Annotated in this window: 23 protein-coding genes and 1 tRNA gene; 17 read left to right on the top strand and 7 right to left on the bottom strand. The window is 66.6% G+C overall.

The genetic code is table 11. From position 1 onward, the window contains the following. Window positions 1–3 precede the first annotated feature (3 nt). The 7 genes from Taqua_RS02290 to Taqua_RS02260 form a co-directional block, all read right to left on the bottom strand. The gene (locus tag Taqua_RS02290) at window positions 4–2,811 is read right to left on the bottom strand and encodes a nitrate reductase (RefSeq protein ID WP_246094581.1); all 2,808 of its coding nucleotides are present in this window, start codon (window positions 2,809–2,811) and stop codon (window positions 4–6) included. Further along, entirely contained in the window at window positions 2,808–3,164 is a 357-nt protein-coding gene (nirD, locus tag Taqua_RS02285; protein ID WP_144324410.1) for a nitrite reductase small subunit NirD, read from the bottom strand. The genes Taqua_RS02290 and nirD overlap by 4 nt, the downstream gene beginning before the upstream one ends. A gap of 14 nt (window positions 3,165–3,178) precedes the next feature. Further along, window positions 3,179–5,647, bottom strand: a complete 2,469-nt coding sequence (gene nirB, locus Taqua_RS02280) for a nitrite reductase large subunit NirB (protein ID WP_246094580.1) — start codon at window positions 5,645–5,647, stop codon at window positions 3,179–3,181. 14 nt (window positions 5,648–5,661) lie between these two features. Continuing rightward, window positions 5,662–6,465 (bottom strand): ABC transporter ATP-binding protein, encoded by an 804-nt coding sequence (locus Taqua_RS02275; protein WP_144324409.1) that lies wholly within the window; start codon window positions 6,463–6,465, stop codon window positions 5,662–5,664. After that, window positions 6,462–7,385 carry a nitrate ABC transporter permease gene (ntrB, locus tag Taqua_RS02270; RefSeq protein WP_144324408.1) on the bottom strand — a complete coding sequence of 308 codons (924 nt, stop codon included), beginning with the start codon at window positions 7,383–7,385 and terminating at the stop codon, window positions 6,462–6,464. The genes Taqua_RS02275 and ntrB overlap by 4 nt, the downstream gene beginning before the upstream one ends. An 18-nt stretch (window positions 7,386–7,403) precedes the next feature. Beyond that, window positions 7,404–8,696 carry a CmpA/NrtA family ABC transporter substrate-binding protein gene (locus Taqua_RS02265; RefSeq protein ID WP_144324407.1) on the bottom strand — a complete coding sequence of 431 codons (1,293 nt, stop codon included), beginning with the start codon at window positions 8,694–8,696 and terminating at the stop codon, window positions 7,404–7,406. 230 nt (window positions 8,697–8,926) lie between these two features. Then, window positions 8,927–10,243: a nitrate regulatory protein gene (locus tag Taqua_RS02260; RefSeq protein ID WP_144324406.1), complete on the bottom strand. Its 1,317-nt coding sequence runs from the start codon at window positions 10,241–10,243 to the stop codon at window positions 8,927–8,929. 106 nt (window positions 10,244–10,349) lie between these two features. Between Taqua_RS02260 and tsaD the strand changes: the two genes are divergently transcribed. The 17 genes from tsaD to nuoI all read left to right on the top strand — a co-directional run bounded on the left by tsaD (window position 10,350) and on the right by nuoI (window position 26,642). Next, window positions 10,350–11,396 carry a tRNA (adenosine(37)-N6)-threonylcarbamoyltransferase complex transferase subunit TsaD gene (gene tsaD, locus Taqua_RS02255; RefSeq protein ID WP_144324405.1) on the top strand — a complete coding sequence of 349 codons (1,047 nt, stop codon included), beginning with the start codon at window positions 10,350–10,352 and terminating at the stop codon, window positions 11,394–11,396. A gap of 140 nt (window positions 11,397–11,536) precedes the next feature. Beyond that, window positions 11,537–12,865, top strand: coding sequence for a branched-chain amino acid ABC transporter substrate-binding protein (locus Taqua_RS02250; protein ID WP_144324404.1), 1,329 nt, complete (start codon window positions 11,537–11,539; stop codon window positions 12,863–12,865). Between the two features lie 124 nt (window positions 12,866–12,989). Further along, entirely contained in the window at window positions 12,990–13,256 is a 267-nt protein-coding gene (gene rpsO / locus Taqua_RS02245; RefSeq protein WP_144324403.1) for a 30S ribosomal protein S15, read from the top strand. A 225-nt stretch (window positions 13,257–13,481) separates the two neighbouring features. Continuing rightward, window positions 13,482–15,605, top strand: a complete 2,124-nt coding sequence (pnp, locus tag Taqua_RS02240; RefSeq protein ID WP_144324402.1) for a polyribonucleotide nucleotidyltransferase — start codon at window positions 13,482–13,484, stop codon at window positions 15,603–15,605. A gap of 47 nt (window positions 15,606–15,652) precedes the next feature. Continuing rightward, window positions 15,653–16,651, top strand: a complete 999-nt coding sequence (locus Taqua_RS02235; RefSeq protein ID WP_144324401.1) for an NAD(P)H-quinone oxidoreductase — start codon at window positions 15,653–15,655, stop codon at window positions 16,649–16,651. 25 nt (window positions 16,652–16,676) lie between these two features. Beyond that, window positions 16,677–17,423 carry a triose-phosphate isomerase gene (tpiA, locus tag Taqua_RS02230; RefSeq protein ID WP_144324400.1) on the top strand — a complete coding sequence of 249 codons (747 nt, stop codon included), beginning with the start codon at window positions 16,677–16,679 and terminating at the stop codon, window positions 17,421–17,423. A gap of 71 nt (window positions 17,424–17,494) precedes the next feature. Beyond that, window positions 17,495–17,845 (top strand): preprotein translocase subunit SecG, encoded by a 351-nt coding sequence (gene secG, locus Taqua_RS02225; RefSeq protein WP_144324399.1) that lies wholly within the window; start codon window positions 17,495–17,497, stop codon window positions 17,843–17,845. Window positions 17,846–17,995: 150 nt separating this feature from the next. Further along, a tRNA-Leu gene (locus Taqua_RS02220) sits at window positions 17,996–18,080 on the top strand. Window positions 18,081–18,133: 53 nt separating this feature from the next. Then, the gene (locus Taqua_RS02215) at window positions 18,134–18,493 is read left to right on the top strand and encodes an NADH-quinone oxidoreductase subunit A (RefSeq protein ID WP_144324398.1); all 360 of its coding nucleotides are present in this window, start codon (window positions 18,134–18,136) and stop codon (window positions 18,491–18,493) included. Window positions 18,494–18,553: 60 nt separating this feature from the next. Then, window positions 18,554–19,033, top strand: a complete 480-nt coding sequence (locus tag Taqua_RS02210) for a NuoB/complex I 20 kDa subunit family protein (RefSeq protein WP_132961323.1) — start codon at window positions 18,554–18,556, stop codon at window positions 19,031–19,033. Between the two features lie 31 nt (window positions 19,034–19,064). Continuing rightward, entirely contained in the window at window positions 19,065–19,715 is a 651-nt protein-coding gene (locus Taqua_RS02205) for an NADH-quinone oxidoreductase subunit C (protein WP_144324397.1), read from the top strand. A gap of 30 nt (window positions 19,716–19,745) precedes the next feature. Then, window positions 19,746–20,999 (top strand): NADH-quinone oxidoreductase subunit D, encoded by a 1,254-nt coding sequence (locus tag Taqua_RS02200; protein WP_144324396.1) that lies wholly within the window; start codon window positions 19,746–19,748, stop codon window positions 20,997–20,999. Continuing rightward, entirely contained in the window at window positions 20,996–21,526 is a 531-nt protein-coding gene (gene nuoE, locus Taqua_RS02195; protein ID WP_185969535.1) for an NADH-quinone oxidoreductase subunit NuoE, read from the top strand. Before Taqua_RS02200 ends, nuoE begins: the two co-directional genes overlap by 4 nt. Further along, complete coding sequence (nuoF, locus tag Taqua_RS02190) at window positions 21,523–22,875, top strand: NADH-quinone oxidoreductase subunit NuoF (RefSeq protein WP_144324395.1); 1,353 nt, start codon at window positions 21,523–21,525, stop codon at window positions 22,873–22,875. Before nuoE ends, nuoF begins: the two co-directional genes overlap by 4 nt. Before the next feature lie 13 nt (window positions 22,876–22,888). Further along, window positions 22,889–25,039 (top strand): NADH-quinone oxidoreductase subunit NuoG, encoded by a 2,151-nt coding sequence (gene nuoG / locus Taqua_RS02185; RefSeq protein ID WP_144324394.1) that lies wholly within the window; start codon window positions 22,889–22,891, stop codon window positions 25,037–25,039. Further along, window positions 25,036–26,118 (top strand): NADH-quinone oxidoreductase subunit NuoH, encoded by a 1,083-nt coding sequence (nuoH, locus tag Taqua_RS02180; RefSeq protein WP_132961327.1) that lies wholly within the window; start codon window positions 25,036–25,038, stop codon window positions 26,116–26,118. The genes nuoG and nuoH overlap by 4 nt, the downstream gene beginning before the upstream one ends. A gap of 14 nt (window positions 26,119–26,132) precedes the next feature. Then, window positions 26,133–26,642: an NADH-quinone oxidoreductase subunit NuoI gene (gene nuoI / locus Taqua_RS02175; RefSeq protein WP_132961328.1), complete on the top strand. Its 510-nt coding sequence runs from the start codon at window positions 26,133–26,135 to the stop codon at window positions 26,640–26,642. Window positions 26,643–26,659 lie beyond the last annotated feature (17 nt).

Here is a 26,659-nt window from a genome sequence, read left to right as displayed (position 1 = left end):
GCGTCAGGCGACCTGCAAACTGGCTCGCACCAGACGGCGCAGCTCCGGCAAGCAAGAGCCGCACTGGGTGCCGCAGCGGCGCTGCGCCTGCAGCTGGGCCAGACGCTCCTCAGCGCTGCCGTGGCACTGCGCCAGGGTGGCGACGATGTCGGATTCGGTGACGTTGAGGCAGGTGCAGACCTGACGGCTGCGCGGGGCCAACGCCGAGGGCGGCTCGGCGCTGGGCACGAGCAAAGCGCGCCCATAGGCCTGCGCGGGCAGCTCGTCGTGCAGCAAGGCGCGCACCCAGCGCTCGGCGCGGGTGTCGCCGGCGAGCAAAAAAGCCTCCAAAAGCAGGTCGGGCTGCCCCTCGGCGCGCGGAACCAGGCGCATCGCGCGGCGTTGCCCACGGCGGCGGTCGGCGTAGCGCAGCACGTCGCTGGCATCCAGGCCCATGATCGCTTCGATGTGTGCCAGCAGCTCGTCGGCCGCGGGCTCGTAGGCCGCGGCACGCAGCTGCACGCCCAGCACGCCGCGCTCGTGGGGTTCGCGGCCAAACGGCACGCAAGTGGCGTAGGCGAACCGCGGCATCAGCGCCCGCAGCGCGGCCAGGGCCCGATGGGCCTGATCGAGCGGCAGCCAGGCAGCGGCCAGCAAGGTCCATGGCAGCTCGGCTTTGAGCACCTTGACAGCGGCGTGCTTGAGTTCGGGCTGTTTGGCGGTGGGGCAAAAGGTCGGCAGCGTCAGCGCATTGACGCCAGCAAGCCGCTCGCCGCTGCTGCTGGCGCCGCTGAGGCACTCCTCGCCCCAATGCATGGCCATGAAGGCTTGGCAGGGGCCGACTTGCTCGCTGCCTTGCGCCGGCAACACGATGGAGCCGCGCCGCGAGGTGAGGTGCACGAGGTCGCCATCTTGCAGCCCCAGCCGTGCCATGTCCTGCGGATGCAGTTGCACCGCTGGTTCGCTGACATGGCCAAACAGCCGCCCCAGCAGGCCGGTGCGGCTCATGCCATGCCAATGGTCGCGCAAGCGTCCGGTGATCAGGCTGAAGGGGTAGCGGGCGTCGCGCGGCTCGGCCACGGGGACGAAGTCCACGTCGGCAAAACGGGCACGGCCGTTGGCGGTGGCAAAGCGGCCGTCCATGTACAGACGTGCTTGCGGGCCGCCACCTTCCGGACAGGGCCACTGCTGTGGCGCGTGCTCCAGCAGCGCATAGCTCAGGCCGGTGATGTCCAGGTCGCGCCCGCGGGTGGATTCGCGGTGCTCGTTCCAGATGGCTTCGGGGCCGTCGTAGGGAAAGAGGGTGTGGCGGCCGTTGAGGCGCTGTGGCCAGCGCGCTTCGAGCCGGCGCGCCACGTCGACGACGATGCGCCAGTCCGGGCGGGCCTGACCGGGGGCGGGAATGGCCGCACGCACGCGGCTGATGCGCCGCTCGCTGTTGGTGACGGTGCCCTCCTTTTCGCCCCAGGTGCTGGCCGGCAGCAGCATGTCGGCGTAGGCGCCGGTGGCCGTGGTGGCGAAGGCTTCTTGCACCACCACGAATTCGCAGCGCTGCATCGCCCGGCGCACGGCGGCCTGGTCGGGCATGGATTGCGCGGGGTTGGTGCAGGCGATCCACAGCGCCTTGATCTCGCCGCGGGCGGCGGCCCCGAACATTTCCACCGCCGTTGTGCCGGGGGTGGCGGGGACCTCGGCCACCCCCCACAGGCGCGCGACTTCGGCGCGGTGTTCGGGGTTGGCCAGGTCGCGGTGTGCCGACAGCAGGTTCGCCATGCCGCCGACCTCGCGTCCGCCCATGGCGTTGGGCTGCCCGGTCAGCGAAAATGGCCCGGCGCCTGGGCGGCCGATGTGCCCCGTGGCCAGGTGCAGGTTGATGAGGGCGGCGTTTTTGGCGGTGCCGCTGTGACTTTGGTTGAGGCCTTGGCAGTACAGCGACAGCGTGGCGTGCGATTGCCCGAACCAGCGCGCCGCCTGGACCAGCGCAGCGGCGTCGATGCCACACAGCTGCGCGGCGCGGGCCGGGGGAAAGTCCAGCACACGCTGGCGCAGCGCGTCGAAGCCCTCGGTGTGCGCGGCGATGTAGCCGGGGTCGATGAGCTGCTCCCAAATCAGCACGTGCAGCATGCCGTGAAAGAGGGCGACGTCGGTGCCGGGCTGGAGCGGCAGGTACAGATCGGCCAGCTCGGCGGTTTCGGTGCGCCGCGGGTCGGCCACGATGAGGCGCAGCCGTGGGTTGGCGCGTTTGGCGTCTTCCAGGCGCCGAAACAGGATCGGGTGGGCCCAGGCAGGGTTGGCGCCCACGATGAAGATCACTTCGGCATGGTCGATGTCCTCGTAGCACGCCGGCGGCGCGTCGGCGCCCAAGGTGAGCTTGTAGCCGGCCACGGCGCTGCTCATGCACAGGCGCGAATTGGTGTCGATGTTGTTGGTGCCGATGAGCCCCTTGGCCAGTTTGTTGAAAACGTAGTAGTCCTCGGTGAGCAACTGGCCGGAGATGTAAAAGCCCACCGCATCCGGGCCGTGGCGGTCGACGATCTCGCCCAGCCGTTGGGCAACCTCGTCCAAGGCGCTGTCCCAGTCTATCGGCTGCGGAGGGTGCCCGCGCTGCGGTCTGCGCATGGGCTGCAGCAACCGGGTCTGTCGCGCCAGCGTTTCGGTGGCGGTCAGGTGCAGGGTGCTGCCCTTGGTGCACAGCCGGCCGAAGTTGGCCGGGTGGTCAGGGTCGCCGCGCACGCCGATGATCTGCGCCCCGCGGGACTCGATGATCACGCCGCAGCCCACGCCGCAGTAAGGGCAGGTGGAGCGCGTCAGCTGCACGGGTGCGGTGGTCATGCCGTTGCCTTGGCCTGGTCCACGGCCACGGTGTCGAGCTCGTGTTGGTCGAGGAAGACCTGACCGGCGTCGACCTTGACCGAAAAGCGCGGCGTGCAGCCCTCGTCGGGCGCCTTGGCGCAGCCGTCGTCCAAGCCAATGGTCCAGTTGTGCAGCGGGCAGGCCACGCTGGTGCCAAACACGATGCCCTGGCTGAGCGGACCGCCCTTGTGGGGACAGCGGTCCAGCAGGGCCAAGACCTGGTCGTCGGCGTTGCGGAAGACGGCCACGGCCTCACCGTGGCGGCGCAGTACGCGGCGCGCGCCCAGCACGGGGATGTCCTCGACGCGGCAGATGGGTTTCCACTGGTTCATGGGGGCTCCTTGACTCAGACGCTCAGCGCTTCGAATTGACGGGTGTCGACGCGGGCTTTGTCGAACTCGAACCAAGGGTCGGGTTCGCCGTCAAGGGCGAACTGCAGCCGCTCCCATAGGGCGCGGCGGCCTTGCGGATCGTCCAGCACCCGCTTTTTGACGTAGTCCAAGCCGACCCGGGCGACGTAGTGGCAAGTGCGCTCCAGGTACCAGCCTTCTTCGCGGTACAGCTGCAAAAACGCCCCGGCGTACTCCAGCACCTCTTGCGCGGTGCGCACTTTCACCAGGAATTGGGCGACTTCGGTTTTGATGCCGCCGTTGCCGGCCACGTAGATTTCCCAGCCGGAGTCGACACCAATCACGCCGACATCTTTGATGCCTGCCTCGGCGCAGTTGCGCGGGCAGCCGCTGACGGCGAGTTTGACCTTGTGCGGGGCGTACATGCGCCACAGCGCACGTTCCAAGTCTTTGCCCATTTGGGTGCTGTCTTGCGTACCGAAGCGGCACCATTCGCTGCCAACGCAGGTTTTGACCGTGCGCAGCGCCTTGGCATATGCGTGGCCCGAAGGCATGCCCAGGTCGCGCCACACTTTGGGCAGGTCTTCTTTTTTCACGCCCAGCAGGTCGATGCGCTGGCCACCGGTCACCTTGACCGTGGGGATCTTGTACTTGTCCACCACATCGGCGATGCGGCGCAGCTCTGCGGCGCTGGTCTCGCCGCCCCACATGCGCGGCACCACCGAATAGGTGCCGTCTTTTTGGATGTTGGCGTGGCTGCGCTCGTTGATGAAGCGCGATTGCGGATCGTCTTGCGCCTCTTTGGGCCAGGTGGAGATCAGGTAGTAGTTGAGGGCAGGGCGGCAGGTGGCGCAGCCGTTGGGCGTGCGCCAATTGAGCTGACGCATCACCGCAGCGATGGTCAGCAGCTTGCTGCCGTCCGGCAGCAGTGTGCGAATGGCTTGGCGCACGTCGTCGTGGCTGAGGTCGGTGCAGCCGCACAGGGCCTTTTTCTTCGGCGTGGCCGAGTAGTCTCCCCCGGCGGCGAACATCAGCAGCTGCTCCACCAAGCCGGTGCATGAGCCGCACGAGGCACTGGCCTTGGTGTGTTTGCGCACTTCTTCCAGCGTGAACAAGCCTTTTTCTTTGATGGCTTTGCAGATGGTACCTTTGGTCACCCCATTGCAGCCGCACACCTCGTCGTCATCGGCCATGGCGGCGGCTTTGTTGTGGCCCTCGTGGCCGGTGTCGCCGATGTTGGTTTCGCCAAACATCAGCCGGTCGCGGATGTCGCGGATCGGGCGTCCTTCGCGCAACAGCTTGAAGTACCAGGCCCCATCGACCGTGTCGCCGTACAGGCACGCGCCCACGAGCTTGTCGTCTTTGATCACCAGTTTTTTGTACACCCCGGCGTAGGGGTCGCTCAGCACAATGTCCTCGGTGCCTTCGCCGCCCATGAAGTCACCCGCCGAAAACAGGTCGATGCCGGTGACCTTGAGCTTGGTGGAAACTTGCGAGCCCAGGTAGCGGCCGATGCCAAGTTCGGCCAGGTGCGTGGCCAGCACCCTGGCTTGCTCGAACAACGGGGCCACCAAACCGTAAGTCACGCCGCGGTGTTCGGTGCATTCGCCGACGGCGTAAATGCGCGGGTCGGTGACGGTTTGCATCGTGTCGGTCACGACGACGCCACGTTGGCAATACAACCCCATGCTGCGTGCCAGCTCGATGTTGGGGCGTATGCCAGCCGCCATGACCACAAGGTCGGCCGGTATTTCCGTGCCGTCTTTGAACTGCACGGCCATGACGCGACCGTCCATGCCACCGATCAACGCCTGGGTTTGCGCACCGATCAGGAACTTCAGTCCCCGCTCCTGCAGCGACTTTTGCAGCATCTTGCCGGCCACCTCGTCGAGCTGGCGCTCCATCAGCCACGGCGCGATGTGCACCACGGTGACCTGCATGCCACGCAACATCAAGCCGTTGGCCGCCTCCAACCCCAGCAAACCCCCACCAATGACGACGGCGTGCTTGTACTTGGCCGCCGCCTCGATCATGGTGTTGGTGTCGGCAATGTCACGGTAGGTGATCACGCCGTCCAGCTCGCGGCCCGGCACCGGCAAGATGAAGGGGTTGGAACCGGTGGCCAGCAGCAAGCGATCGTAAGTGGCTTCGGTGCCATCGGCCGCGCGCACGATGCGGTGGCTTCGGTCGACCTCCACCACTTTCTTGCCCAGGTGCAAGATGATGCCGTGGTCTTCGTACCACGACACGGGGTTGAGGATGATCTCCTCCAACGTCTGCTCGCCGGCCAGCACGGGCGACAGGGCGATGCGGTTGTAGTTCGGGTACGGCTCGGCGCCAAAGACCGTGATGTCGTACAGATCGGGAGCGATTCTGAGCAGCTCCTCCAGGGTGCGGATACCGGCCATGCCGTTGCCGATCAGCACAAGCCGCTTGCGGGAGGGGCAGTGCGCGCGCATGTCCATGGGGCGATGCTCCTTTAGGCCACTTTTTCCACGTGACGTTGGCGGGTGTAGAGAAAATCGATGACGGCTTTGCGGCAGCGCACATACGTGTTGTCCACCGCCAGGCGTAGCCGATCGCGCGGCCGGGGCAGCGGCACCTCAAGCACCTCACCGATGGTGGCCGCTGGGCCATTGGTCATCATGACGATGCGGTCGGCCAACAACACGGCTTCGTCCACGTCGTGCGTGACCATCACCACCGTGCTGTGCGTGCGTGCCACGATGTCGAGCAACTCGTCTTGCAGCTTGGCGCGGGTCAGCGCGTCCAATGCGCCAAACGGCTCGTCCATCAGCAGCACTTTGGGCTCCATCGCCAGGGCGCGGGCAATGCCTACCCGCTGCTTCATGCCACCCGAAATTTCCCCCGGGCGCTTGTGGGCGGCGTGCGCCAGGCCCACCAGCTCCAGCGCGGCGCTGGTGCGTTCGCGTAGGCGGGCCTTGGGCTCGTTGGCGCCAAAGACGCGCTCCACCGCCAGGTACACGTTGTCAAAGCACGTCAGCCAGGGCAGCAGCGAGTGGTTTTGAAACACCACGGCGCGCTCCGGGCCTGGGCCGGTGATTTCCCGCCCGGCGCACAGCAGCACCCCCGCGCTGGGGCGGGTCAACCCGGCGATCAAGTTGAGCAGTGTGGACTTGCCGCAACCCGAATGCCCGATGAGCGCCACAAATTCGCCTTTGGCAATCGTCAGGTGGATGTCGCGCAGCGCCACGAACGCGCCTTTGGGGGTGCTGAACGTCTGCCCCACACCTTCGATTTGTATGTATTTGTTGTCGTTCATGGTTTGACCTCGTCGTAGGTGAAGGCGGTGGCGATTTTGATCAGCGCCAGCTCCAACAGCAACCCAACTGTACCGATGACAACGATGGCCACGATGATGTGGTTGACGTTCAGGTTGTTCCATTCGTCCCACACCCAAAAGCCAATACCCACGCCACCGGTCAACATTTCAGCTGCCACGATCACCAACCAGGCGGTACCGACGGCCAAGCGCACACCGGTTAGCATGTAGGGCAGTACGGCCGGCATCAAAATGCGGGTGATGATTTTCCATTCGTTTAGGTCGAGCACCCGTGCCACGTTGAGATAGTCCTGGGGCACACGTTGCACGCCGACTGCGGTGTTGATGATCATCGGCCAAATGGAGCAAATAAAAATCGTCCAGATGGCGGCTGGGTTGGCCGCCTTGAAAGCAAGCAACCCCAACGGAAGCCAGGCCAGTGGCGACACCGGGCGCAGCAAGCCGATGATGGGGCTGAACATGCTACCCAGGAATCGAAAACGTCCGATCAAAAAGCCCAGCGGAATGCCAACCAAGGCCGCCAGACCAAACCCCAGCGCGACCCGTTGCAACGACATCAACACGTTCCAGCCGATGCCCTGGTCGTTGGGCCCGTTGCGGTAAAACGGATCAGAAAAGAGCTCGACGGCGGCATCGAAGGTGGCTGCCGGCGTGGGAAAAGATCCACCAGGCTGCGTCAGCAGCGCCCAAACGCCCACCAGCAAGGCGATGCCCGCGCACGACGCGACAATGCGCGCCAGCGTACCGTTCGGGTTCGGACGCCGCGGCGGTGGCGCGCTGTCGGGCGCCGCACGGGGCACGGGCACGCTTGAGTCGGGTGCCGTCGGGTTGGGGGTCGAGCGGCTGTGCTCGGATGAGGCCGTGTCGTACCACGGACCGTGAAAAACGGCGCTGACCATGTGGATTCTCCTGTGGGCTCAGGCTTTGGCACGGATGGCAAAGCTGTCGGCGTACTGGGCAGGGTTTTTGCCATCCCAGACCACACCGTCGATCAATTTGTTGCTGCGCATCGGGTCTTTAGGAACACTGATGCCCAGCGCGCCGGCTACGCTTTTGTACAGCTCGATCTGGTTGATTTGTTTGGCAATGCCCAGGTAGTCGGGGTGATCTTTGATCAAACCCCAGCGTTTGTGCTGGGTCAGGAACCACATGCCGTCGGACAGGTACGGGAAATTGACCTTGCCATCGTTGAAGAATTTCATGTGGTTGGGGTCGTCCCAGGTTTTGCCCAAGCCGTTTTGGTAGCGCCCCAAGATGCGCTGGTTAATCGCGTCGACGCTGGTGTTGATATAGGACTTTTGTGCCACCACTTCGGCCATTTTGAGCTTGTTTTGCAGCCCGGCATCGATCCAGCGGCTGGCTTCCAGCACCGCCATCATCACTGCACGGGTGGTGTTGGGGTATTTTTTGACGAACTCGACGGTCGTGCCTAAAACCTTTTCAGGATGGTCCCGCCAAATGTCCTGGGTGGTGTTGGCGGTGATGCCGATGCCGTCCATGATGGCGCGGTGGTTCCATGGTTCACCCACACAAAAGCCATCCATGTTGCCCACCCGCATGTTGGCCACCATTTGCGGTGGCGGTACGGTGATCAGCTTGGCATCGGTGAGCGGGTTGATGCCAAACGAAGCCAGCCAGTAATGTATCCACATGGCATGGGTGCCGGTGGGGAAGGTGCCGGCAAACGTGTACTCGCGCCTGTTGGCGCGCATGTGTTTGGCCAGCGATGGGCCATCGGTAACGCCTTGGGTGGCCAGGGCCTTGCTCAACGTGATGGCCTGGCCGTTGTGGTTGAGTCCCATCAGGACGGCCATGGCTTTTTTGGGGCCAGCGGTGCCCATGTGCACGCCGTACACCAGGCCGTACAGCACGTGGGCCATGTCCAACTCGCCATTGACGAGTTTGTCGCGCACGCCTGCCCAACTCGCTTCTTTGGTGGGGATGATCGTGACGCCGTACTTTTTGTCGAAACCGAGCACGTTGGCCATCACGACACTGGCGCAGTCGGTCAGGGGGATGAAGCCGATCTTGACTTCGGTTTTTTCTGGCGCGTCGGAGCCTGCGGCCCACACGCCGTGGTGGCCTAGGCATGCAAACAAGGCAGCTCCCGTTTGCCCGAGCCATTGGCGGCGGTTGGGGCCCGCAGCCTGCGGCGCTGCCGCCGGGGCGGCGCCGTTGTTGGTGACGTTGGCATCATCAATGTGGGTCATGGCGTAGGCTCCAGGAAGGGTGTCGCAACAAAAAACGGCGTCGTTGCCCGTGCGCGCCGAAGCGCTGCCGGTGCAAGGACGCCGTTGTCCAAAATGCCCCCTCGTCGGGGCGCAGCGAGGTCGCCGTTGACCTGTGCTTGCTTGGTATCAAGCAAATGACGTGCCAGCCTTGCGGCCTATGCGCGCGCGCGTCATCGCCTCTTGCCTTGCTCCGCGTTGGTGCGCCGCGCTCAACGGTGGTGGCTGCGTGGCGCCGGGGTGCACTGCAGCAGTGCACCGTCGAGCACATCCGGCAGCGCCGCGGCGGTGGCGAGGATGGACTGGGCGACGTCGACCATGCGCTTGCCTTGGTTCATGGCCAGCTGACGCAGCGTGCGGTGCGCCTGCTCTTCGCTGAGGCGTCGGTGAGCCATCAGCAACCCTTTGGCGCGCTCGATCACTTTGCGGTCTTGCAAACTGGCGCGCACGGCGTCGAGTTCGGTGCTGAGGCGCTGCAGGCGTTGTTGTTGCTCATGCAGCAAGCCGGGCAGCGAGCGGTACGGGTAGCGCGCCACGGTGTCGGTGCAGGGCCAGTCGGCATCCGGGGGTTGTGAGGTCAGGCAGCTCAAGTCCTCGTCGGGGTCGTTGTCCAGGCCTGATGGCGGCAGGGCCTCGAGCTGGCGCAGCGCCGCCTCGGCCTGGGCACGCTTGTCGCGGCACAGGCGCTGCAGCGCTTCGCACAGCGCTTGCTCGACGTTGCGCAGTTGGTCGATGCGCCGACTGCACACGTCGAACCATACGGGACCGAGTTCGTTGGGGGCTGTTTGGCCAGGTGTGGACGTGCACAGGATGCGACGCAGACGTTCGTGTTCAGCGCTGTCCAGGGCGTTCAGCGGCCACGCGCCGCAGCGGTGCAAGTCGTCTGCAGCGTGCGTTTCGACCAAATCGAAACAACATTGCTGCGCGTCCATCAGGTGCAGCAACCGCCGCTGCAAGGCGGCGTCGAGGCGCTGAGCTGCCAGCATAGCCGTGCCCATCGCGCGCTCTTGCCCCAGGTATTCCTTGCCTTGCATCAGGTTGAACAGCGCAACCAGCCAGCGGGTGATGTCGGGATCGGCGGCGGTGTCGGCCGCCTCGAACACCCAGTCCAACAACACCGCCACCAGTTGGGTGTAGGCGCTGGTGCTGTGGGCGCTGTCCCACTGCCGCTGATCGATGCGCCGCCGCAACGCCGCCAGCGCCCCCAGACCTTGCAGCGCACGCGCGGCCTGGCTGTACAGGCGCGCGCCTTGCAGGGCGCGCAGCCGCTGGCCACGCAGCGCCTCGACGTGCGTGTACAGGTGTTGGATGGCGCGGTCGCTAACCTGACGTTGCCGCTGCAATTCGGTCTGGCCGCGTCGTCCGCCGGAGCCGAGGTACAGGTTGCTGAGGCCCCGCTCGCGTTGCAGAGCATGGATGACCTGAGCGATGACATCGACCCATTGGCTGGTGCGTTCGAGCTGTTCCAGTTCGGCCATTTCACACTGCCGCGCCGCGATCAACAACTGCAACGCATCGGGGGTGGTCATGGTGGTCGGTCTCCTGGTGATGCGGCATAGGTGTACGCAACATCCATGCCAGCCGCATCGCGGGGTTGTGGCGCGTCATCGGAGGACGCGACTACACTCGGGCCCCATGTTGATTTTGGGCATCGAATCCTCCTGTGATGAAACCGGCGTGGCGCTGGTGGACGCGGCGGCGCAAGGCGTGCCGCGGCTGCGCGGGGCGGCGTTGCACAGCCAAGTGGCCATGCACGAACAGTACGGTGGCGTGGTGCCGGAGCTGGCCAGCCGTGACCACATCCGCCGCATCCTGCCACTGACCGAGCGTGCCCTGGCCGAGGCTGGGGCGGCGTTGCACGACGTGCAGGCCGTGGCCTACACCCGTGGTCCGGGGCTGGCCGGCGCACTGCTGGTGGGCGCGGGCGTGGCGTGCGCGTTGGCGGCGGCCTTGGAGGTGCCAGTGGTCGGGATGCATCACCTGGAAGGGCACTTGCTGTCGCCGTTTCTGAGTGCCGATCCGCCGGAGTTTCCGTTCGTGGCGCTGCTGGTGTCCGGCGGGCACACGCAGTTGATGCGGGTGGATGGCGTGGGGCGCTACACGCTGCTGGGGGAAACCATCGACGACGCCGCCGGCGAGGCGTTTGACAAGTCGGCCAAGCTGCTGGGGCTGGGCTACCCCGGGGGGCCGGCGTTGGCGCGGCTGGCCGAGCAGGGCGACCCCGAGGCGTTTGCCCTGCCTAGGCCGCTGCTGCACAGTGGGGACCTGGATTTTTCGTTCGCCGGCCTCAAAACCGCGGTGTTGACCCAGGTGCGCAAGCTGGGCGACGCGCTGCCGCTGCGGCGGGCCGACCTGGCGGCGGCCACCCAGGCCGCCATTGTGGACGTGCTGGTGCACAAGGCGTTGGCGGCACTGCGCACCACCGGGTTGCGGCGGTTGGTGGTGGCCGGCGGGGTGGGGGCCAACCAGCGGCTGCGTGCGCAGCTGGGGCAAGCGGCCCAGCGCATCGGGGCGCGCGTGCACTACCCGGAGCTGCACTTGTGCACCGACAACGGGGCCATGATCGCGTTGGCCGCGGCGCTGCGCTGGCAAGCCGGGCTGTGGCCGGACGATGGGCGCAGCTACCGCTTTGATGTGCGACCGCGCTGGCCGCTGCAGGAGCTGGGTCACGCGGTGACCTGACAGCGCGCCGTGATGTGTCGGTTCGGGCGGACGCCCGGTGGCGACGATCGACGTCGGCTGGAACTTGATAATTATGAATTATAAACCCGGTTTCCCGCTACAATGCGGCTCCACGTTCTTCTCTACTGGCTGTGTCGATCATGAAGACATTCACTTGCGACGTGTGGGATCGCCGCCGTGCCATGGCGGCCCTCGTGAGCCTGGCGGCCGCGACCGCCACCTCGCCGCTGGGTGCGCAGGGCCGCGGCGGCGCGCCGATCCGTGTCGCCCTCATCGAGGGTCTGTCGGGGCCGTTTGGCAACACCGGTGAGGCGGTGTTTCGCAACCTGGTGTGGGCGTGCGAGCGCGTCAACGCCCGCGGTGGCGTCGACATGGGCGGCGGTGTGCGCCGGCCGTTGCAGATCGTGCGCTACGACAGCAAAAGCCAGCCGCAAGAGGCCCTCTCGGCGTTGCAGTCGGCGCTGGACGACGGCATCAGCCTGGTGGCGCAGGGCAACTCGTCGGCGGTGGCCGCCGCGCTGATCGAGGCGATCAACCGCCACAACGAGCGCGAGCCGCAGCGCCAGGTGGTGTTCCTCAACTACTCCGCCGTCGATCCGGTGCTGACCAACGAGCGCTGCAGCTTTTGGCACTTCCGCTTCGACGCGCACGCGGACATGCGCATGGCCGCGCTGATGAGCGTGCTCAAAGCGGATTCCGAGGTCAAAAGCGTGTACCTGATCGGGCAGGATTACAGCTTTGGGCAGGCGGTGTTGCGCGAGGCGAAGCGCCAACTCGCCGTGCAACGGCCGGACGTGCGCATCGTCGGCGAGGAGCTGCACCCGATGGCGCGCATCAAGGATTTCATCCCCTACGTGACCAAGATCAAAGCCAGCGGAGCGCAGGCCGTTATCACCGGCAACTGGGGCAACGACCTGACCCTGTTGGTGCGTGCCGCGCGCGAGCTGCAGTACGAGGGCAAGTTCTATACCTTTTATGGCAACGCGCTCGGCGCACCCGCCGCCATTGGTGAGGCCGGCGTGGGCAAGGTGCTGGCTGTGGCCGACTGGTTCCCCAACGCCCCCGGCGAAGCGTCGCGCCAGTTGGTGGAGGCGTTCCGGCGCCGCTTCCCAAATCCGGCCGACGACTACATCCACCTGCGCATGCAGTTGATGATCGAGGCGCTGGCGCAAGCCCTGCAGCAGGCCGCGCGCAACGGCGGCACCGGCGGCCCCGATGGCGTGTCGCCGGCATTGGCCGTGGCGCGGGCGCTGGAGCGGGCCGACGTGACGCTGGCGGGGCAGCGGCTGCGCATGCGGGCCGACGACCACCAGGCCCAACAACCGCTGATGGTCGCGGTGATGGAGCGCCAAGGCGCGCCCGGCGTGCCGTTCGACGTCGAGGGCTCGGGCTACGGCTTTCGCGTCATCCAGCGGCTGGAAGCCACGGCGGCCGAGCAACCGCACACCTGCCGCATGGCGCGGCCGTGAAGCACGGCCCGCGCTCGGGCCCGCTCAGCGGCTATAATCGGCGGCTGCCCTGCGAGCAGGGCTCACGCTGGTGGCGGCCCGTGATGCGCTGCTGCCTGACGCAAGTCCCTAAGGAGTTTTTTTGATGATTTCGTCCGAAGCCAAAGCCAAGGTGATCGCCGAGCACGCGCGTGGCGAGCGCGACACCGGCAGCCCCGAGGTGCAGGTGGCGCTGTTGACCGCCCGCATCAACGAGCTCACCCCCCACTTCAAAACCCACGCCAAGGACCACCACGGTCGCCGTGGCCTGCTTAAGCTGGTCAGCCGCCGTCGCAAGCTGCTGGACTACCTCAAGGCCAAGGACGCCGACCGCTACGTCGCGCTGATCAACAAGCTCGGCCTGCGCAAGTAACGTCTGACCGGTCTGCACGGGTGTGTGCCCGCGTCACCACCGCCGGCGCCCCGGGCCGCAGCAGGCCCTGGGCGCCGTTTGCCATGTGCAGCCGGCGTCATCGTTTTTTGTCGTCGCCGCCCAGAGCGAAGCTGTGTCATTCCAACGCCCGCCACGCGTCGGGCGCGCGCTGGAATGGCATCGTGTTCTGAGCTGGCGGCCCTACCCACCAACCGGAGTTTGAGCATGAGTCTCTTTCAAAAACACACCAAAACCTTCCAGTGGGGCCGCCACACGGTCACGATGGAAACCGGTGAAGTCGCCCGCCAGGCCACCGGCGCCGTGCTGCTGGACATGGACGGTACCGTGGTGCTGGCCACCGTCGTGGCCCGGCCCGAGGCCAAGCCCGGTCAGGACTTTTTCCCGCTGACCGTCGATTACGTCGAGAAGGCCTACGCCGCCGGCAAGATCCCGGGCAGCTTTTTCAAGCGTGAGGGGCGCCCCAGCGAGTACGAGACGCTGACCAGCCGCCTGATCGACCGCCCGATTCGCCCGCTGTTTCCGGACGGCTTTTTCAACGAGGTGCAAATCGTCGTCCATACGCTGTCGCTCAACCCCGACGTGGACGCCGACATCCCGGCGATGATCGCCTCCAGCGCGGCGCTGGCCATCAGCGGCATCCCGTTCAACGGCCCGATTGGCGCGGCGCGCGTGGGCTACATCAACGGCGAATACGTGCTCAACCCCAGCCCCAGCGAGCGCACCAACTCGCGCCTGGACCTGGTGGTGGCGGGCACTGAAGCGGCGGTGCTGATGGTCGAGTCCGAGGCCGACCAGCTCACCGAAGAGGTGATGCTGGGCGCGGTGGTGTTCGGCCACGAGCAGGGCAAGGTGGCCATCGACGCCATCCACGACCTGGTGCGTGTGGCCGGCAAGCCCGCCTGGGATTGGCAGCCGCCGCCGCGCGACGAGGCGCTGATCGCCAAGGTCACCGAGCTGGGCGAGGCGCGCCTGCGCGCCGCCTACCAGATCCGCAACAAACAGGCACGCACGCAGGCCTGCCGCGAGGCCTACGCGGCGGTCAAGGCGGGCCTGACCGAGCAGGGCATCGCGTTCGACGAGGTCAAGGTCGATGGGCTGCTGTTCGAGATCGAGGCGCGCATCGTGCGCCAGCAGATCCTCAATGGCGAGCCGCGCATCGACGGGCGCGACACACGCACTGTGCGTCCGATCGAGATCCGCACGGGCGTGCTGCCGCGCACGCACGGCTCGGCGCTGTTCACGCGCGGCGAAACGCAGGCGCTGGTCATCGCGACGCTGGGCACCGAGCGCGACGCGCAAATCATCGATGCGCTGTCGGGCGAGTACCAAGACCGCTTCATGCTGCACTACAACATGCCGCCGTTTGCCACCGGCGAGACGGGGCGGGTCGGCGCGCCGAAGCGGCGCGAGATCGGCCACGGCCGCCTGGCCAAGCGCGCGCTGGTGGCCTGCCTGCCGAGCAAAGATGAATTTCCGTACACCATCCGCGTGGTGTCGGAAGTTACCGAATCCAACGGCTCGTCGTCGATGGCCACCGTCTGCGGTGGCTGCCTGGCGCTGATGGACGCCGGGGTGCCGATGAAAGCGCACGTGGCCGGCATCGCGATGGGCCTGATCAAGGAAGGCAACAAGTTTGCCGTGCTGACCGACATCCTCGGCGACGAGGACCACCTGGGCGACATGGACTTCAAGGTCGCCGGTACCACGCAGGGCGTCACGGCGCTGCAAATGGACATCAAGATCCAGGGGATCACCAAAGAAATCATGCAGGTGGCGCTGGCGCAGGCCAAGGAGGCGCGACTGCACATCCTGGACAAGATGCAGCAGGCCATTGCCGGTGCGCGCGAGGACATCTCGGTGTACGCGCCGCGCCTGTACACGATGAAGATCAACCCGGAGCGCATCCGCGACGTCATCGGCAAGGGCGGCGCCACCATCCGTGCCATCACCGAAGAGACCGGCACCACCATCGACATCGCCGAAGACGGCACCATCACGATCGCGTCTACCGACCCCGACCGTGCCGCCCAGGCGCGCAAGCGCATCGAAGAGCTGACCGCCGACGTCGAGGTAGGGCAGGTGTACGAGGGGCCGGTGACCAAGATCCTGGACTTCGGGGCGCTGGTCAACATCCTGCCGGGCAAAGATGGCTTGCTGCACATCAGCCAGATCGCCAACCAGCGCGTCGAAAAGGTCACCGACTTCCTCAAGGAAGGACAAATCGTCAAGGTCAAGGTGATCGAGACCGACGACAAAGGGCGCATCAAGCTGTCGATGCGCGCGCTGCTGGAGCCGGGGGCGCAGCCCGAGGCTCCAAACGGGCAGTAAGCACCCGAACGGCATCTGCCGACACAGGGGGGCACACGATGGCCATGATGAACGCAATCGAGATCAGCGCCTACGGCGGCCCCGAGGTGTTGCGCCTGGTGCAGCGGCCGCGCCCCCAGCCCGGTGAGGGCGAGGTGCTGATCCGCGTCAGTGCCAGCGGCATCAACCGCCCGGATGTGCTGCAGCGCCGCGGCCACTACGCGCCGCCGCCGGGGGCGTCGGACCTGCCCGGGCTGGAGGTGGCCGGCGTCATCGAAAGCGGTGACGTGGAGGCGATGGAAGCCGCCGGGCTTCGCATCGGCCAGCGCGTGTGCGCGTTGCTGGCCGGTGGCGGCTACGCCGAATACTGCGTGGCCCCGGTGGGCCAGGTGTTGCCCGTGCCGCACGGCTGGAGCGACGTCGAGGCCGCCGGTTTGCCGGAGACGTTTTTCACCGTCTGGAGCAACGTGTTCGACCGCGGGCGGCTGCAAGCGGGCGAAACGCTGCTCGTACACGGCGGCGCCAGCGGCATCGGCGTGACGGCGATTCAAATGGCGCGTGCGATGGGCGCGCAGGTCATCGTCACCGTCGGCAGCCGTGACAAGGCCTCGGCCTGCCTGCGACTGGGGGCGGCGCACGCCATCCTGTACCGCGAGCAGGACTTTGTCGCCGAGGTCAAGCGTCATACCCAGGGGCGTGGCGCCGACGTGATTCTGGACATGGTGGCTGGCCCGTACGTGGCGCGCGACATCGAATGCCTGGCCGACGACGGCCGGCTGGTCATCATCGCCGTGCAGGGCGGCACCGACGCGCGCTTCGATGCGGGGCAGGTGCTGCGGCGGCGGCTGACCATCACTGGCTCGACGCTGCGGCCGCGTCCGGTGGCGTTCAAGGCCGCCATCGCGCGCGAGCTGCGCCGCCACGTGTGGCCGCTGATCGAGCGCGGCGCCATCCGTCCGGTGGTGCACCGGGTGCTGCCCGCCGCGCAGGCGGCCGAAGCGCATGCGCTGATGGAGGCCGACACCCACGTGGGCAAAATCATTCTCGACTGGACCCAGGCGCGCTGAGCGCCACACCCAAGGAGACCGATCCGTGACCCGCAAGCTGATCGCCGGCAACTGGAAGATGAACGGCTCGCTGGCCGACAACGAAGCCCTGCTGCGCGCGGTGCTGGCCGGGCTGCCCGCAACACCGACGGCCGACGTGGCCGTGTGCGTGCCGGCGCCGTACCTGGCGCAGGTGCAGGCGTTGTGCCAAGGCACGGCGCTGGCGTGGGGCGCGCAGGACGTGTCGGCGCACGAGCGCGGCGCCTACACCGGCGAAGTCAGTGCCGCGATGCTGCGTGACTTTGGTTGCCGTTACGTCATCGTTGGCCACTCGGAGCGGCGGCAGTACCACGGTGAGACCGACGAGGCGGTGGCGGCCAAGGCGCAGCGCGCGCTGGCCGCCGGCATCACGCCGATTGTCTGCGTGGGGGAAACCGAAGCCCAGCGCAACGCCGGGCAGACCGAGGCGGTGGTCAAGCGGCAGCTGGCCGCCGTGATCCACACCGTGGGGCACTGCGTCAGCGAAATCGTCGTGGCGTACGAGCCGGTGTGGGCCATCGGCACCGGCCGCACCGCGACCCCGGAGCAGGCCCAGGCCGTGCACGCGGTGCTGCGCGCCCAACTGCGCGCGGCCACGCCATCCGAGCGCCGTGTGCGTATCCTCTACGGCGGCAGCATGAACGCGGCCAACGCCGCGGCGCTGCTGGCACAGCCCGACATCGACGGCGGGCTCATCGGGGGCGCGTCGCTGAAGGCTGAGGACTTTTTGCGTATCGTCGCTGCGGCCGCCTAAAGCGTGGCCGGCGCCGGACCGGTGGGCGTGCTTCAGCCCGCCGTGGGTTGGTTCCATCAGGAGCTTTGAAGATGAATGTTTTGCATACCTTGCTTGTCATCGTGCAGGTGCTGGCGGCGCTGGCCATGATCGGTTTGGTGCTGATGCAGCACGGCAAAGGCGCCGACGCCGGTGCGGCCTTCGGGGGCGGCGCGTCGGCCAGCCTGTTCGGCGCCAGCGGCGGCGCCAACTTCCTGTCGCGCAGCACGGCGGTGCTGGCCACCGTCTTTCTGGCTTCGACGCTGGCGTTGGCGTTTATTGGCTACCAGCGCCCCAGCGCGCCAGCGGCGTCGGGCAGCGTGCTGGAAAGTGTGCCTGCCGCTCCCTCCACACCGGCGGCCGAGGGCGCGGCCGGCGGCGCCAACCAAATCCCCGGCAAGTGACGCCAGCCACGCCCCGGGCTGGTGCAGCCGAGGCTGACAGGCGCACGAAGCCGGGGCGTTTTGCAGGTACAATGCGCAAGTTGTCGTCGAGAACGCAGTGACCAGGCCGGTGAGGTGCAGCCAGATCCGGCGCTCGACGATGCTCCCCCTGCCGACGTGGTGGAATTGGTAGACACGCTATCTTGAGGGGGTAGTGGCGAAAGCTGTGCGAGTTCGAGTCTCGCCGTCGGCACCAAAGCGATCATCACCACAGGCGCCTCCAGGGCGCCTTTTTCCGGAGACACGACCGTGAGTCTCGAGCAGTACCTGCCCGTTCTCCTGTTTCTCCTCGTGGGCTTGGCGGTCGGGGTACTCCCCCAGGTATTTGGCTACCTGTTGGGGCCGAACCGTCCCGATCCGGAAAAAAACTCCCCCTACGAATGCGGCTTCGAGGCCTTCGAGGACGCGCGCATGAAGTTCGATGTGCGCTACTACCTCGTGGCCATCCTGTTCATTCTGTTCGACCTGGAAATCGCCTTCCTGATCCCCTGGGCGGTGGCGTTTGCCGACATCGGCGCCACCGGCTTTTGGGCCGGGGTCATGTTCCTCATGATTCTGGTGGTTGGCTTTGTCTACGAATGGAAAAAGGGCGCGTTGGACTGGGAATGACCGACCACGCCGCCGCGCGCTGCCGTTGGTAAGCGCCCGCACACTGACCAGGAGCAGCCCATGATCGAAGGTGTGTTCAAGCAAGGCTTCGTCACCACCAGCTACGACGCGGTGATGAACTGGGCCAAAACCGGCTCGCTGTGGCCGATGACATTCGGCCTGGCCTGCTGCGCCGTGGAAATGATGCACGCGGCCACCGCGCGCTACGACATCGCGCGCTTTGGCGCCGAGGTGTTTCGCGCCAGCCCGCGCCAGTCCGACCTGATGATCGTGGCCGGCACGCTGTGCAACAAGATGGCGCCGGCGCTGCGCAAGGTGTACGACCAGATGGCCGAGCCGCGCTGGGTGTTGAGCATGGGCTCGTGCGCCAACGGCGGTGGCTACTACCACTACAGCTACAGCGTCGTGCGTGGCTGTGACCGCATCGTGCCGGTGGATGTGTACGTGCCGGGTTGCCCGCCGACGGCCGAAGCGCTGCTGTACGGCATCATCCAGCTGCAGCACAAGATCCGTCGTACCCACACCATCGCGCGGGTGTGAGCGCCGCGCACCCACTGAGGAGGGAAATCCGATGACCACGAGCTTCGACGCCGCACGCTGGTCGGCGCTGGCGCAGCAAACCGAGCGGCCGGCGCCCGAGGCTGTGCGCGACGCCGTCGCGGCGGCCTTGCAGGGCGTGGCCGAGCGCGTCGAGCTGCAGCGCGGCGAGGTCACCGTCGTCGTGCCCGCGGCACGCTACCACGACGCCATGCAGACGCTGCGCGACGCGCCAGGTTGCCGCTTCGAGCAGCTCATCGATCTGTGCGGCGTGGACTACTCCGCCTATGGCAACGGCGCGTGGGAGGGGCCACGCTTTGCCGTCGTCGTGCACCTGTTGTCGGTGACGTTGAACCAGCGCGTGCGCGTGCGCACCTTTTGTCCGGATGACGACTTCCCGGTCGTGGACTCGGTCATCGACGTGTGGCCGTCGGCCAACTGGTTCGAGCGCGAGGCGTTCGACCTGTTCGGCATCGTCTTCGAAGGCCACCCGGACCTGCGCCGCATCCTGACGGACTACGGCTTCATCGGCCACCCGTTCCGCAAAGACTTCCCGCTGTCGGGGCACGTCGAAATGCGCTACGACCCCGAGCGCCGGCGCGTGGTGTACGAGCCGGTGACGATCGAGCCGCGCGAAATCACCCCACGCATCATCCGCGAAGACGCCTACGGAGGCCTGCACTGACGCGCCCGCCGCGCCGCAGTCGGATCGCACATGGCAGAGATCAAAAACTACACCCTCAACTTCGGTCCGCAGCACCCCGCCGCGCACGGTGTGTTGCGCCTGGTGCTGGAGCTCGACGGCGAGGTGGTGCAGCGCGCCGACCCGCACATCGGGCTGTTGCACCGCGCCACCGAAAAGCTCGCCGAGCACAAGACCTACATCCAGGCGCTGCCCTACATGGACCGCCTGGACTACGTGTCGATGATGTGCAACGAGCACGCGTACTGCCTGGCGATCGAAAAGCTGTTGGGCATCGAAGTGCCGATCCGCGCCCAGTACATCCGCGTGATGTTCGCCGAAATCACCCGGCTGCTCAACCACCTGATGTGGTTGGGCTCGCACGGCAACGACTGCGGCAGCTCCACGATTTTGCTGTACTGCTTCCGCGAGCGCGAAGACCTTTTTGACATGTACGAAGCGGTGTCGGGCGCGCGCATGCACGCGGCGTACTTCCGCCCCGGCGGGGTGTACCGCGACTTGCCCGACACGATGCCGCAGCACAAGCCCAGCCGCGTGCGCAGCGCGCGCGCCACCGAGGCGCTCAACCGCAACCGCCAGGGTTCGCTGCTGGACTTCATCGACGACTTCACGCAACGCTTTCCGAAGTACCTGGACGAGTACCACACGCTGCTGACCGACAACCGCATCTGGAAGCAGCGCACGGTGGGCATAGGCGTCGTGCCGCCGGAAAAGGCGCTGGCCATGGGCATGACCGGGCCAATGCTGCGCGGCTCGGGTATCCCGTGGGACCTGCGCAAAAAGCAGCCCTACGAGGTGTACGACCGCCTCGAGTTCGACATTCCGGTGGGCACCAACGGCGACACCTACGACCGCTACCTGGTGCGCATGGAGGAAATGCGCCAGTCCAACCGCATCATCAAGCAGTGCGTTGACTGGTTGCGTGCCAACCCCGGTCCGGTGATCACCGACAACACCAAGGTGGCGCCGCCGCCGCGCGAGCGCATGAAGGCCGACATGGAGGCCTTGATCCACCACTTCAAGCTGTTCACCGAAGGCATGCACGTGCCGCCGGGTGAGGCGTACGCAACGGTGGAGCACCCCAAGGGCGAGTTCGGCATTTACATCGTCAGCGACGGCGCCAACAAGCCGTACCGCCTCAAGATTCGCGCGCCCGGCTTTGTGCACCTGTCGTGCCTGGACGAAATGGCACGCGGGCACATGCTGGCCGATGCGGTGGCCATCATCGGCACGCTGGACATCGTGTTTGGAGAGATCGACCGATGAGCACCGACACCCGCACCGTGGAGCCGATGGTGCTGTCCGAGGCCACGCTGGCGCGCTTCGCGCGCGAGGTGGCCAAATACCCGCCGGACCAAAAGCAGTCGGCCGTGATGGCGTGCCTGGCCATCGTCCAGCAAGAGCAGGGCTGGGTCAGCCCCGCCGCGGAGCTGGCGGTGGCGCAGTACCTGGGCATGGCGCCAATGGCCGTGCACGAGGTCACGACCTTTTACAACATGTACAACCAGCAGCCGGTGGGGCGCTTCAAGCTCAACGTCTGCACCAACCTGCCGTGCGCGCTGCGCGATGGCGCCAAGACGTTGCGCTACCTGGCGGACAAGCTGGGTGTCGAGCCCGGCGGCACCACGGCCGATGGCTGCTTCACGCTGCAGCAGTCCGAGTGCCTGGGGGCGTGCGCCGACGCGCCGGTGATGCTCGTCAACGACCGCCATATGTGCAGCTTCATGACGCCCGAGCGCCTCGATCAGCTCATCGACGGCCTGCGCGCGGCCGCTGCGGAGGACAAGGCATGAACGTCGAGCGACTGCTGCAGCAGTTTCAGGCCACGGGGGTGCAGACGTGCTTCCACGGCCGCCACATTCAGCCCCAAATTTACGCCGGGCTGGACGGCACCAACTGGCGCCTGAAGGATTACGAAGCGCGCGGCGGCTACCAGGCGCTGCGCAAAATCCTGGGCAAGGACGGCGGGCCCGGCATGACGCCGGACGAAGTGATTGCCGAGGTCAAGACCAGCGCGCTGCGCGGTCGCGGCGGTGCCGGCTTCCCCACCGGCCTCAAATGGAGCTTCATGCCGCGCCAGTTCCCGGGCCAAAAGTACCTGGTGTGCAATTCCGACGAGGGCGAGCCCGGCACCTGCAAGGACCGTGACATCCTGATGCACAACCCGCACATCGTCATCGAGGGCATGGCGATCGCGGCGTACGCCATCGGGGCCAGCGTCGGCTACAACTACATTCACGGCGAGATCTTCCAGGTCTACGAGCGCTTCCAGGAGGCGCTGGAAGAAGCCCGCGCCGCCGGCTACCTGGGCGACAACATCCTGGGCAGCACGTTCAGCTTCCAACTGCACGCCCACCACGGTTGGGGCGCCTACATCTGCGGCGAGGAAACCGCGTTGCTGGAGTCGCTGGAGGGCAAAAAAGGCCAACCCCGCTTCAAGCCGCCGTTTCCGGCCAGCTACGGCCTGTACGGCAAGCCCACCACGATCAACAACACCGAGACGTTTGCCGCGGTGCCGTGGATCATCCGCCATGGGGGGCAGGCCTACCTGGAGGTCGGCAAGCCCAACAACGGCGGCACGAAAATCTTTTCCGTCAGCGGCGACGTCGAGCGCCCCGGCAACTATGAAATCCCGATGGGCACCCCGTTTGCCAAGCTGTTGGAGCTGGCCGGCGGCGTGCGCGGCGGGCGCAAGCTCAAGGCGGTGATTCCGGGCGGGTCGTCGGCGCCGGTGCTGCCGGCCGACATCATGATGGACTTGACGATGGACTACGACGCCATCGCCAAGGCGGGTTCGATGCTGGGCTCGGGGGCCGTCATCGTGATGGACGAGACGCGCTGCATGGTCAAGTCGCTGCAGCGGCTGAGCTACTTTTACATGCACGAATCCTGCGGCCAGTGCACCCCGTGCCGCGAGGGCACCGGTTGGCTGTGGCGGGTGGTGGACCGCATCGAGCGCGGTTTGGGCCGTCCGCAGGATTTGGAACTGCTGGACAACGTGGCCGAAAACATCATGGGCCGCACCATCTGCGCGCTGGGCGACGCGGCGGCGATGCCGGTGCGCGGCATGATCAAGCACTTCCGCCACGAATTCGAATACCACGTCGAACACAAGACCTGCATGGTCCCGGCGTATGTCTGAGGGAAGCCCCACCATGGTGGAAATCGAACTCGACGGCAAAAAGGTGGAGGTGCCGCCCGGCAGCATGGTCATGCATGCGGCCGAAAAGGCGGGCGTGTACATCCCGCACTTTTGCTACCACAAGAAGCTGTCCATCGCGGCCAACTGCCGCATGTGCCTGGTGGACGTCGAAAAGGCGCCCAAGCCCATGCCGGCGTGCGCCACCCCGGTGACGATGGGCATGGTGGTGCGCACCAAGAGCGACAAGGCCATCAAGGCGCAAAAGGCCGTGATGGAGTTTTTGCTCATCAACCACCCGCTGGACTGCCCGATCTGCGACCAGGGCGGCGAGTGCCAACTGCAGGATCTGGCGGTGGGTTACGGCGGCACCCAGTCGCGCTACGAGGAAGAAAAGCGCGTCGTTTTCCACAAAAACGTCGGCCCGCTCATCTCGATGGAGGAGATGAGCCGCTGCATCCACTGCACGCGCTGCGTGCGCTTCGGTCAGGAGATCGCGGGGGTGATGGAGCTCGGCATGAGCCACCGCGGCGAGCACTCCGAGATCGAAACCTTCGTCGGGGCCACGGTCGACTCGGAGCTGTCGGGCAACATGATCGATCTGTGCCCGGTGGGCGCGCTGACCAGCAAACCGTTCCGCTACGCCGCGCGCACCTGGGAGCTGGCGCGGCGCAAGAGCATCAGCCCGCACGACGCTACCGGCGCCAACCTGGTGGTGCAGGTCAAGGGCGACCGCGTGCTGCGCGTGGTGCCGCTGGAAAACGAAGAGGTCAACGAGTGCTGGATCGCCGACCGAGACCGCTTCAGCTACGAAGCGCTCAACAGCCCTGATCGCCTGACGCAGCCCATGGTCAAGCAAGGCGGCCAGTGGCACACGGTGGACTGGAAGACGGCGCTGGAGTTTGTCGCCAACGGCCTGCGGGGTGTCCGCGAGCAGCACGGCGCCGCCGCCATCGGGCTGCTGGCCAGCCCCCACGCCACGGTGGAGGAGCTGGCGCTGGCGCGCGCGTTGATGGAGGGGTTGGGCAGCCCCAACATCGACCATCGGCTGCGCGCGCACGCGTTCGACAACGTGGCCCCGGCCGGCAAGGCGCGCTGGCTGGGCCTGCCGATTGCGCAGCTGTCGACGCTGGAGCGCGCGCTGGTCGTCGGCTCCAACCTGCGCAAAGACCACCCGCTGTTCGCGCAGCGCATCCGCCAGGCGGTGCGCCATGGCGCGCAGGTGTCGGCGCTGGTGGAGGCGCAACCCGACTGGGCCATGCCGCTGCACGCGGTGTTGACCGCGCCCGCCACCGACTGGGCGGCGGCGCTGGCGCGCGTGGCGGTGGCGGTGGCCCAGGCGAGCGGGGTCGCCGCGCCGGCGGGCACCGAGGGTGTCCAAGCCGACGACGCGGCGCAGCGCATCGCCGCCAGCTTGATGGGCGGGCAGCGCAAGGCGGTGCTGCTGGGCAACGCGGCGGCGCACCACGAACGGGCCGCCACGCTGCTGGCGTTGGCCCAGTGGATCGCGCAGCACACCGGCGCGGCGTGGGGCTACCTGACCGAAGCGGCCAACACCGTGGGCGCACAGCTCGTCGGCGCCGTGCCGGGCGCTGGCGGCTTGGATGCCGCCCACATGCTGGACGGTGGCACGCTGAAGGCGGCGCTGCTGCTGGGGGTGGAGCTGGGCGCCGACACCGCCAGCGCCGGCCAAGCGCTGGCGCAAGCCGATCTGGTGGTGACGCTGAGCCCGTTCAAGACCAACCTCGACGTCAGTGACGTGCTGCTGCCGGTGGCGCCGTTCACCGAAACGTCGGGGTCGTTCGTCAACGCCGAGGGTCGGTTGCAGAGCTTCGCCGCTGTGGTCAAGCCGCTGGGCGAAACGCGGCCGGCCTGGAAGGTGCTGCGCGTGCTGGGCAACATGCTGCAACTGCCGGGCTTTGAGCAGACGTCGTCGCAGGAGGTGCTCGCTGCGGCGCTGCCCGGCGTGGCCGACGGTGCGTTTGTGCCCGCCGAGCGGCTGGACAACACCACCACCGCGGCGCTGAACCTGGCGCCGGCGCGTCGCGCGCCGTGCGTGGCGTCGATCTACCAGCTCGACGCCCTGGTGCGCCGTGCTCCGGCGCTGCAAGCCACCGCCGACGCCCGCGCCGCGCGCGCGGCGGCCGCTACAGGAGTGTGCGCATGATCGACGCGATTTACCAAGGTGGCCTAGGCCTGAGCAACGCCGCGTGGTGGACGCAGGCGGGCTGGCCGGTGGTGTGGATCCTGCTGAAAATCGTGGTGCTGCTGGTGCCGCTGATGCTGCTGGTGGCCTACCTGACGTGGTGGGAGCGGCGGCTGCTGGGTTGGATGCAGGTGCGGCTGGGGCCCAACCGCGTCGGGCCGTTTGGCCTGTTGCAGCCAATCGCCGACGCGCTCAAGCTGCTGACCAAAGAGCTGATCCGGCCCACCGCCGCCAACGGCGGGCTGTTCCGGTTGGGGCCGGTGCTGGCCATCATGCCGGCGCTGGCGGCCTGGGTGGCGGTGCCGTTCGGTCCGGACGTCGTGCTGGCCAACATCAACGCGGGCTTGTTGGTGATTTTGGCCATCACCTCGATCGAGGTGTACGGCGTCATCATCGCCGGCTGGGCGTCCAACTCCAAATACGCGTTCCTCGGCGCGTTGCGCGCGTCGGCGCAAATGGTCAGCTACGAAATCGCCATCGGTTTTTGTTTCCTGGTGGTGGTGATGACCGCGGGCAGCCTGAACCTGGCCGATATCGTCGCGTCGCAGTCGCGCGGGGTGGCGGCCGACATGGGGCTCAACTTCCTGTCGTGGAACTGGCTGCCGCTGTTGCCGATTTTTATGGTGTACCTGATTTCGGCCGTGGCCGAAACCAACCGCCACCCGTTCGACGTCGTCGAAGGTGAAGCCGAGATCGTGGCCGGTCATATGGTCGAGTACTCCGGCATGGGCTTTGCAATCTTCTTCCTGGCCGAATACGCCAGCATGTGGCTGGTGTCGATCCTGGCGGTGCTGATGTTCCTGGGCGGCTGGCTGCCCCCGATCGACAGCGAGCTGTTCAACGCCATCCCCGGCTGGGTGTGGCTCGGGCTCAAGACCGCCATCGTGGTTTCGATGTTCATCTGGATCCGCGCCACGTTCCCGCGGTTCCGCTACGACCAGATCATGCGCCTGGGCTGGAAGGTGTTCATCCCGGTGACGCTGATTTGGCTGCTGGTGGTCGGCGCCGTGATGCAGACCGCCTGGAACCCGTGGAAGTGAAGGAGGGCTGTCGCATGTCCCCCACCGCCGTTGCCCCGTTTTCGCTGAAAGATTTTTTCAAGAGCTTTTTGCTGCTGGAGCTGTTCAAGGGCATGGCCCTGACCGGGCGCTATGCGTTGCGGCCCAAGGTGACGCTGCAGTACCCGGAAGAAAAGACGCCGCTGTCGCCGCGCTTCCGTGGGTTGCATGCCCAGCGCCGTTACCCCAACGGCGAGGAGCGCTGCATCGCGTGCAAGCTGTGCGAAGCGGTGTGCCCGGCGATGGCCATCACGATCGAGTCGGCGCAGCGTGACGACGGCACCCGCCGCACGACGCGCTACGACATCGACCTGACCAAGTGCATCTTTTGCGGCTTTTGCGAAGAAGCGTGCCCGGTTGACGCCATCGTCGAGACGCACATCTTCGAGTACCACGGCGAAAAGCGCGGCGACCTGTACTTCACCAAAGAGATGCTGCTGGCCGTGGGTGACCGCTACGAAAAAGAGATCGCGGCGGCCAAGGCGGCCGACGCCAAGTACCGCTAATACGACAAGGGGCCTGC

Origin of the sequence: Tepidimonas aquatica, from assembly GCF_007556585.1 — a bacterium.
GTDB lineage: Bacteria > Pseudomonadota > Gammaproteobacteria > Burkholderiales > Burkholderiaceae_C > Tepidimonas > Tepidimonas aquatica.
This window is presented reverse-complemented; position numbering and strand designations above follow the sequence as displayed.

Coding starts and splice junctions, on each gene's coding strand:
- Taqua_RS02250 (WP_144324404.1), top strand. CDS start 11,537: ATGAAGACATTCACTTGCGACGTGTGGGATCGCCGCCGTGCCATGGCG.
- Taqua_RS02260 (WP_144324406.1), bottom strand. CDS start 10,243: ATGACCACCCCCGATGCGTTGCAGTTGTTGATCGCGGCGCGGCAGTGT.
- nirB (WP_246094580.1), bottom strand. CDS start 5,647: ATGGACATGCGCGCGCACTGCCCCTCCCGCAAGCGGCTTGTGCTGATC.
- nuoI (WP_132961328.1), top strand. CDS start 26,133: ATGTCCCCCACCGCCGTTGCCCCGTTTTCGCTGAAAGATTTTTTCAAG.
- rpsO (WP_144324403.1), top strand. CDS start 12,990: ATGATTTCGTCCGAAGCCAAAGCCAAGGTGATCGCCGAGCACGCGCGT.
- Taqua_RS02290 (WP_246094581.1), bottom strand. CDS start 2,811: ATGACCACCGCACCCGTGCAGCTGACGCGCTCCACCTGCCCTTACTGC.
- Taqua_RS02210 (WP_132961323.1), top strand. CDS start 18,554: ATGATCGAAGGTGTGTTCAAGCAAGGCTTCGTCACCACCAGCTACGAC.
- nirD (WP_144324410.1), bottom strand. CDS start 3,164: ATGAACCAGTGGAAACCCATCTGCCGCGTCGAGGACATCCCCGTGCTG.
- pnp (WP_144324402.1), top strand. CDS start 13,482: ATGAGTCTCTTTCAAAAACACACCAAAACCTTCCAGTGGGGCCGCCAC.
- ntrB (WP_144324408.1), bottom strand. CDS start 7,385: ATGGTCAGCGCCGTTTTTCACGGTCCGTGGTACGACACGGCCTCATCC.
- Taqua_RS02200 (WP_144324396.1), top strand. CDS start 19,746: ATGGCAGAGATCAAAAACTACACCCTCAACTTCGGTCCGCAGCACCCC.
- nuoF (WP_144324395.1), top strand. CDS start 21,523: ATGAACGTCGAGCGACTGCTGCAGCAGTTTCAGGCCACGGGGGTGCAG.
- tsaD (WP_144324405.1), top strand. CDS start 10,350: ATGTTGATTTTGGGCATCGAATCCTCCTGTGATGAAACCGGCGTGGCG.
- Taqua_RS02265 (WP_144324407.1), bottom strand. CDS start 8,696: ATGACCCACATTGATGATGCCAACGTCACCAACAACGGCGCCGCCCCG.
- nuoE (WP_185969535.1), top strand. CDS start 20,996: ATGAGCACCGACACCCGCACCGTGGAGCCGATGGTGCTGTCCGAGGCC.
- nuoG (WP_144324394.1), top strand. CDS start 22,889: ATGGTGGAAATCGAACTCGACGGCAAAAAGGTGGAGGTGCCGCCCGGC.
- Taqua_RS02235 (WP_144324401.1), top strand. CDS start 15,653: ATGAACGCAATCGAGATCAGCGCCTACGGCGGCCCCGAGGTGTTGCGC.
- Taqua_RS02205 (WP_144324397.1), top strand. CDS start 19,065: ATGACCACGAGCTTCGACGCCGCACGCTGGTCGGCGCTGGCGCAGCAA.
- secG (WP_144324399.1), top strand. CDS start 17,495: ATGAATGTTTTGCATACCTTGCTTGTCATCGTGCAGGTGCTGGCGGCG.
- nuoH (WP_132961327.1), top strand. CDS start 25,036: ATGATCGACGCGATTTACCAAGGTGGCCTAGGCCTGAGCAACGCCGCG.
- Taqua_RS02275 (WP_144324409.1), bottom strand. CDS start 6,465: ATGAACGACAACAAATACATACAAATCGAAGGTGTGGGGCAGACGTTC.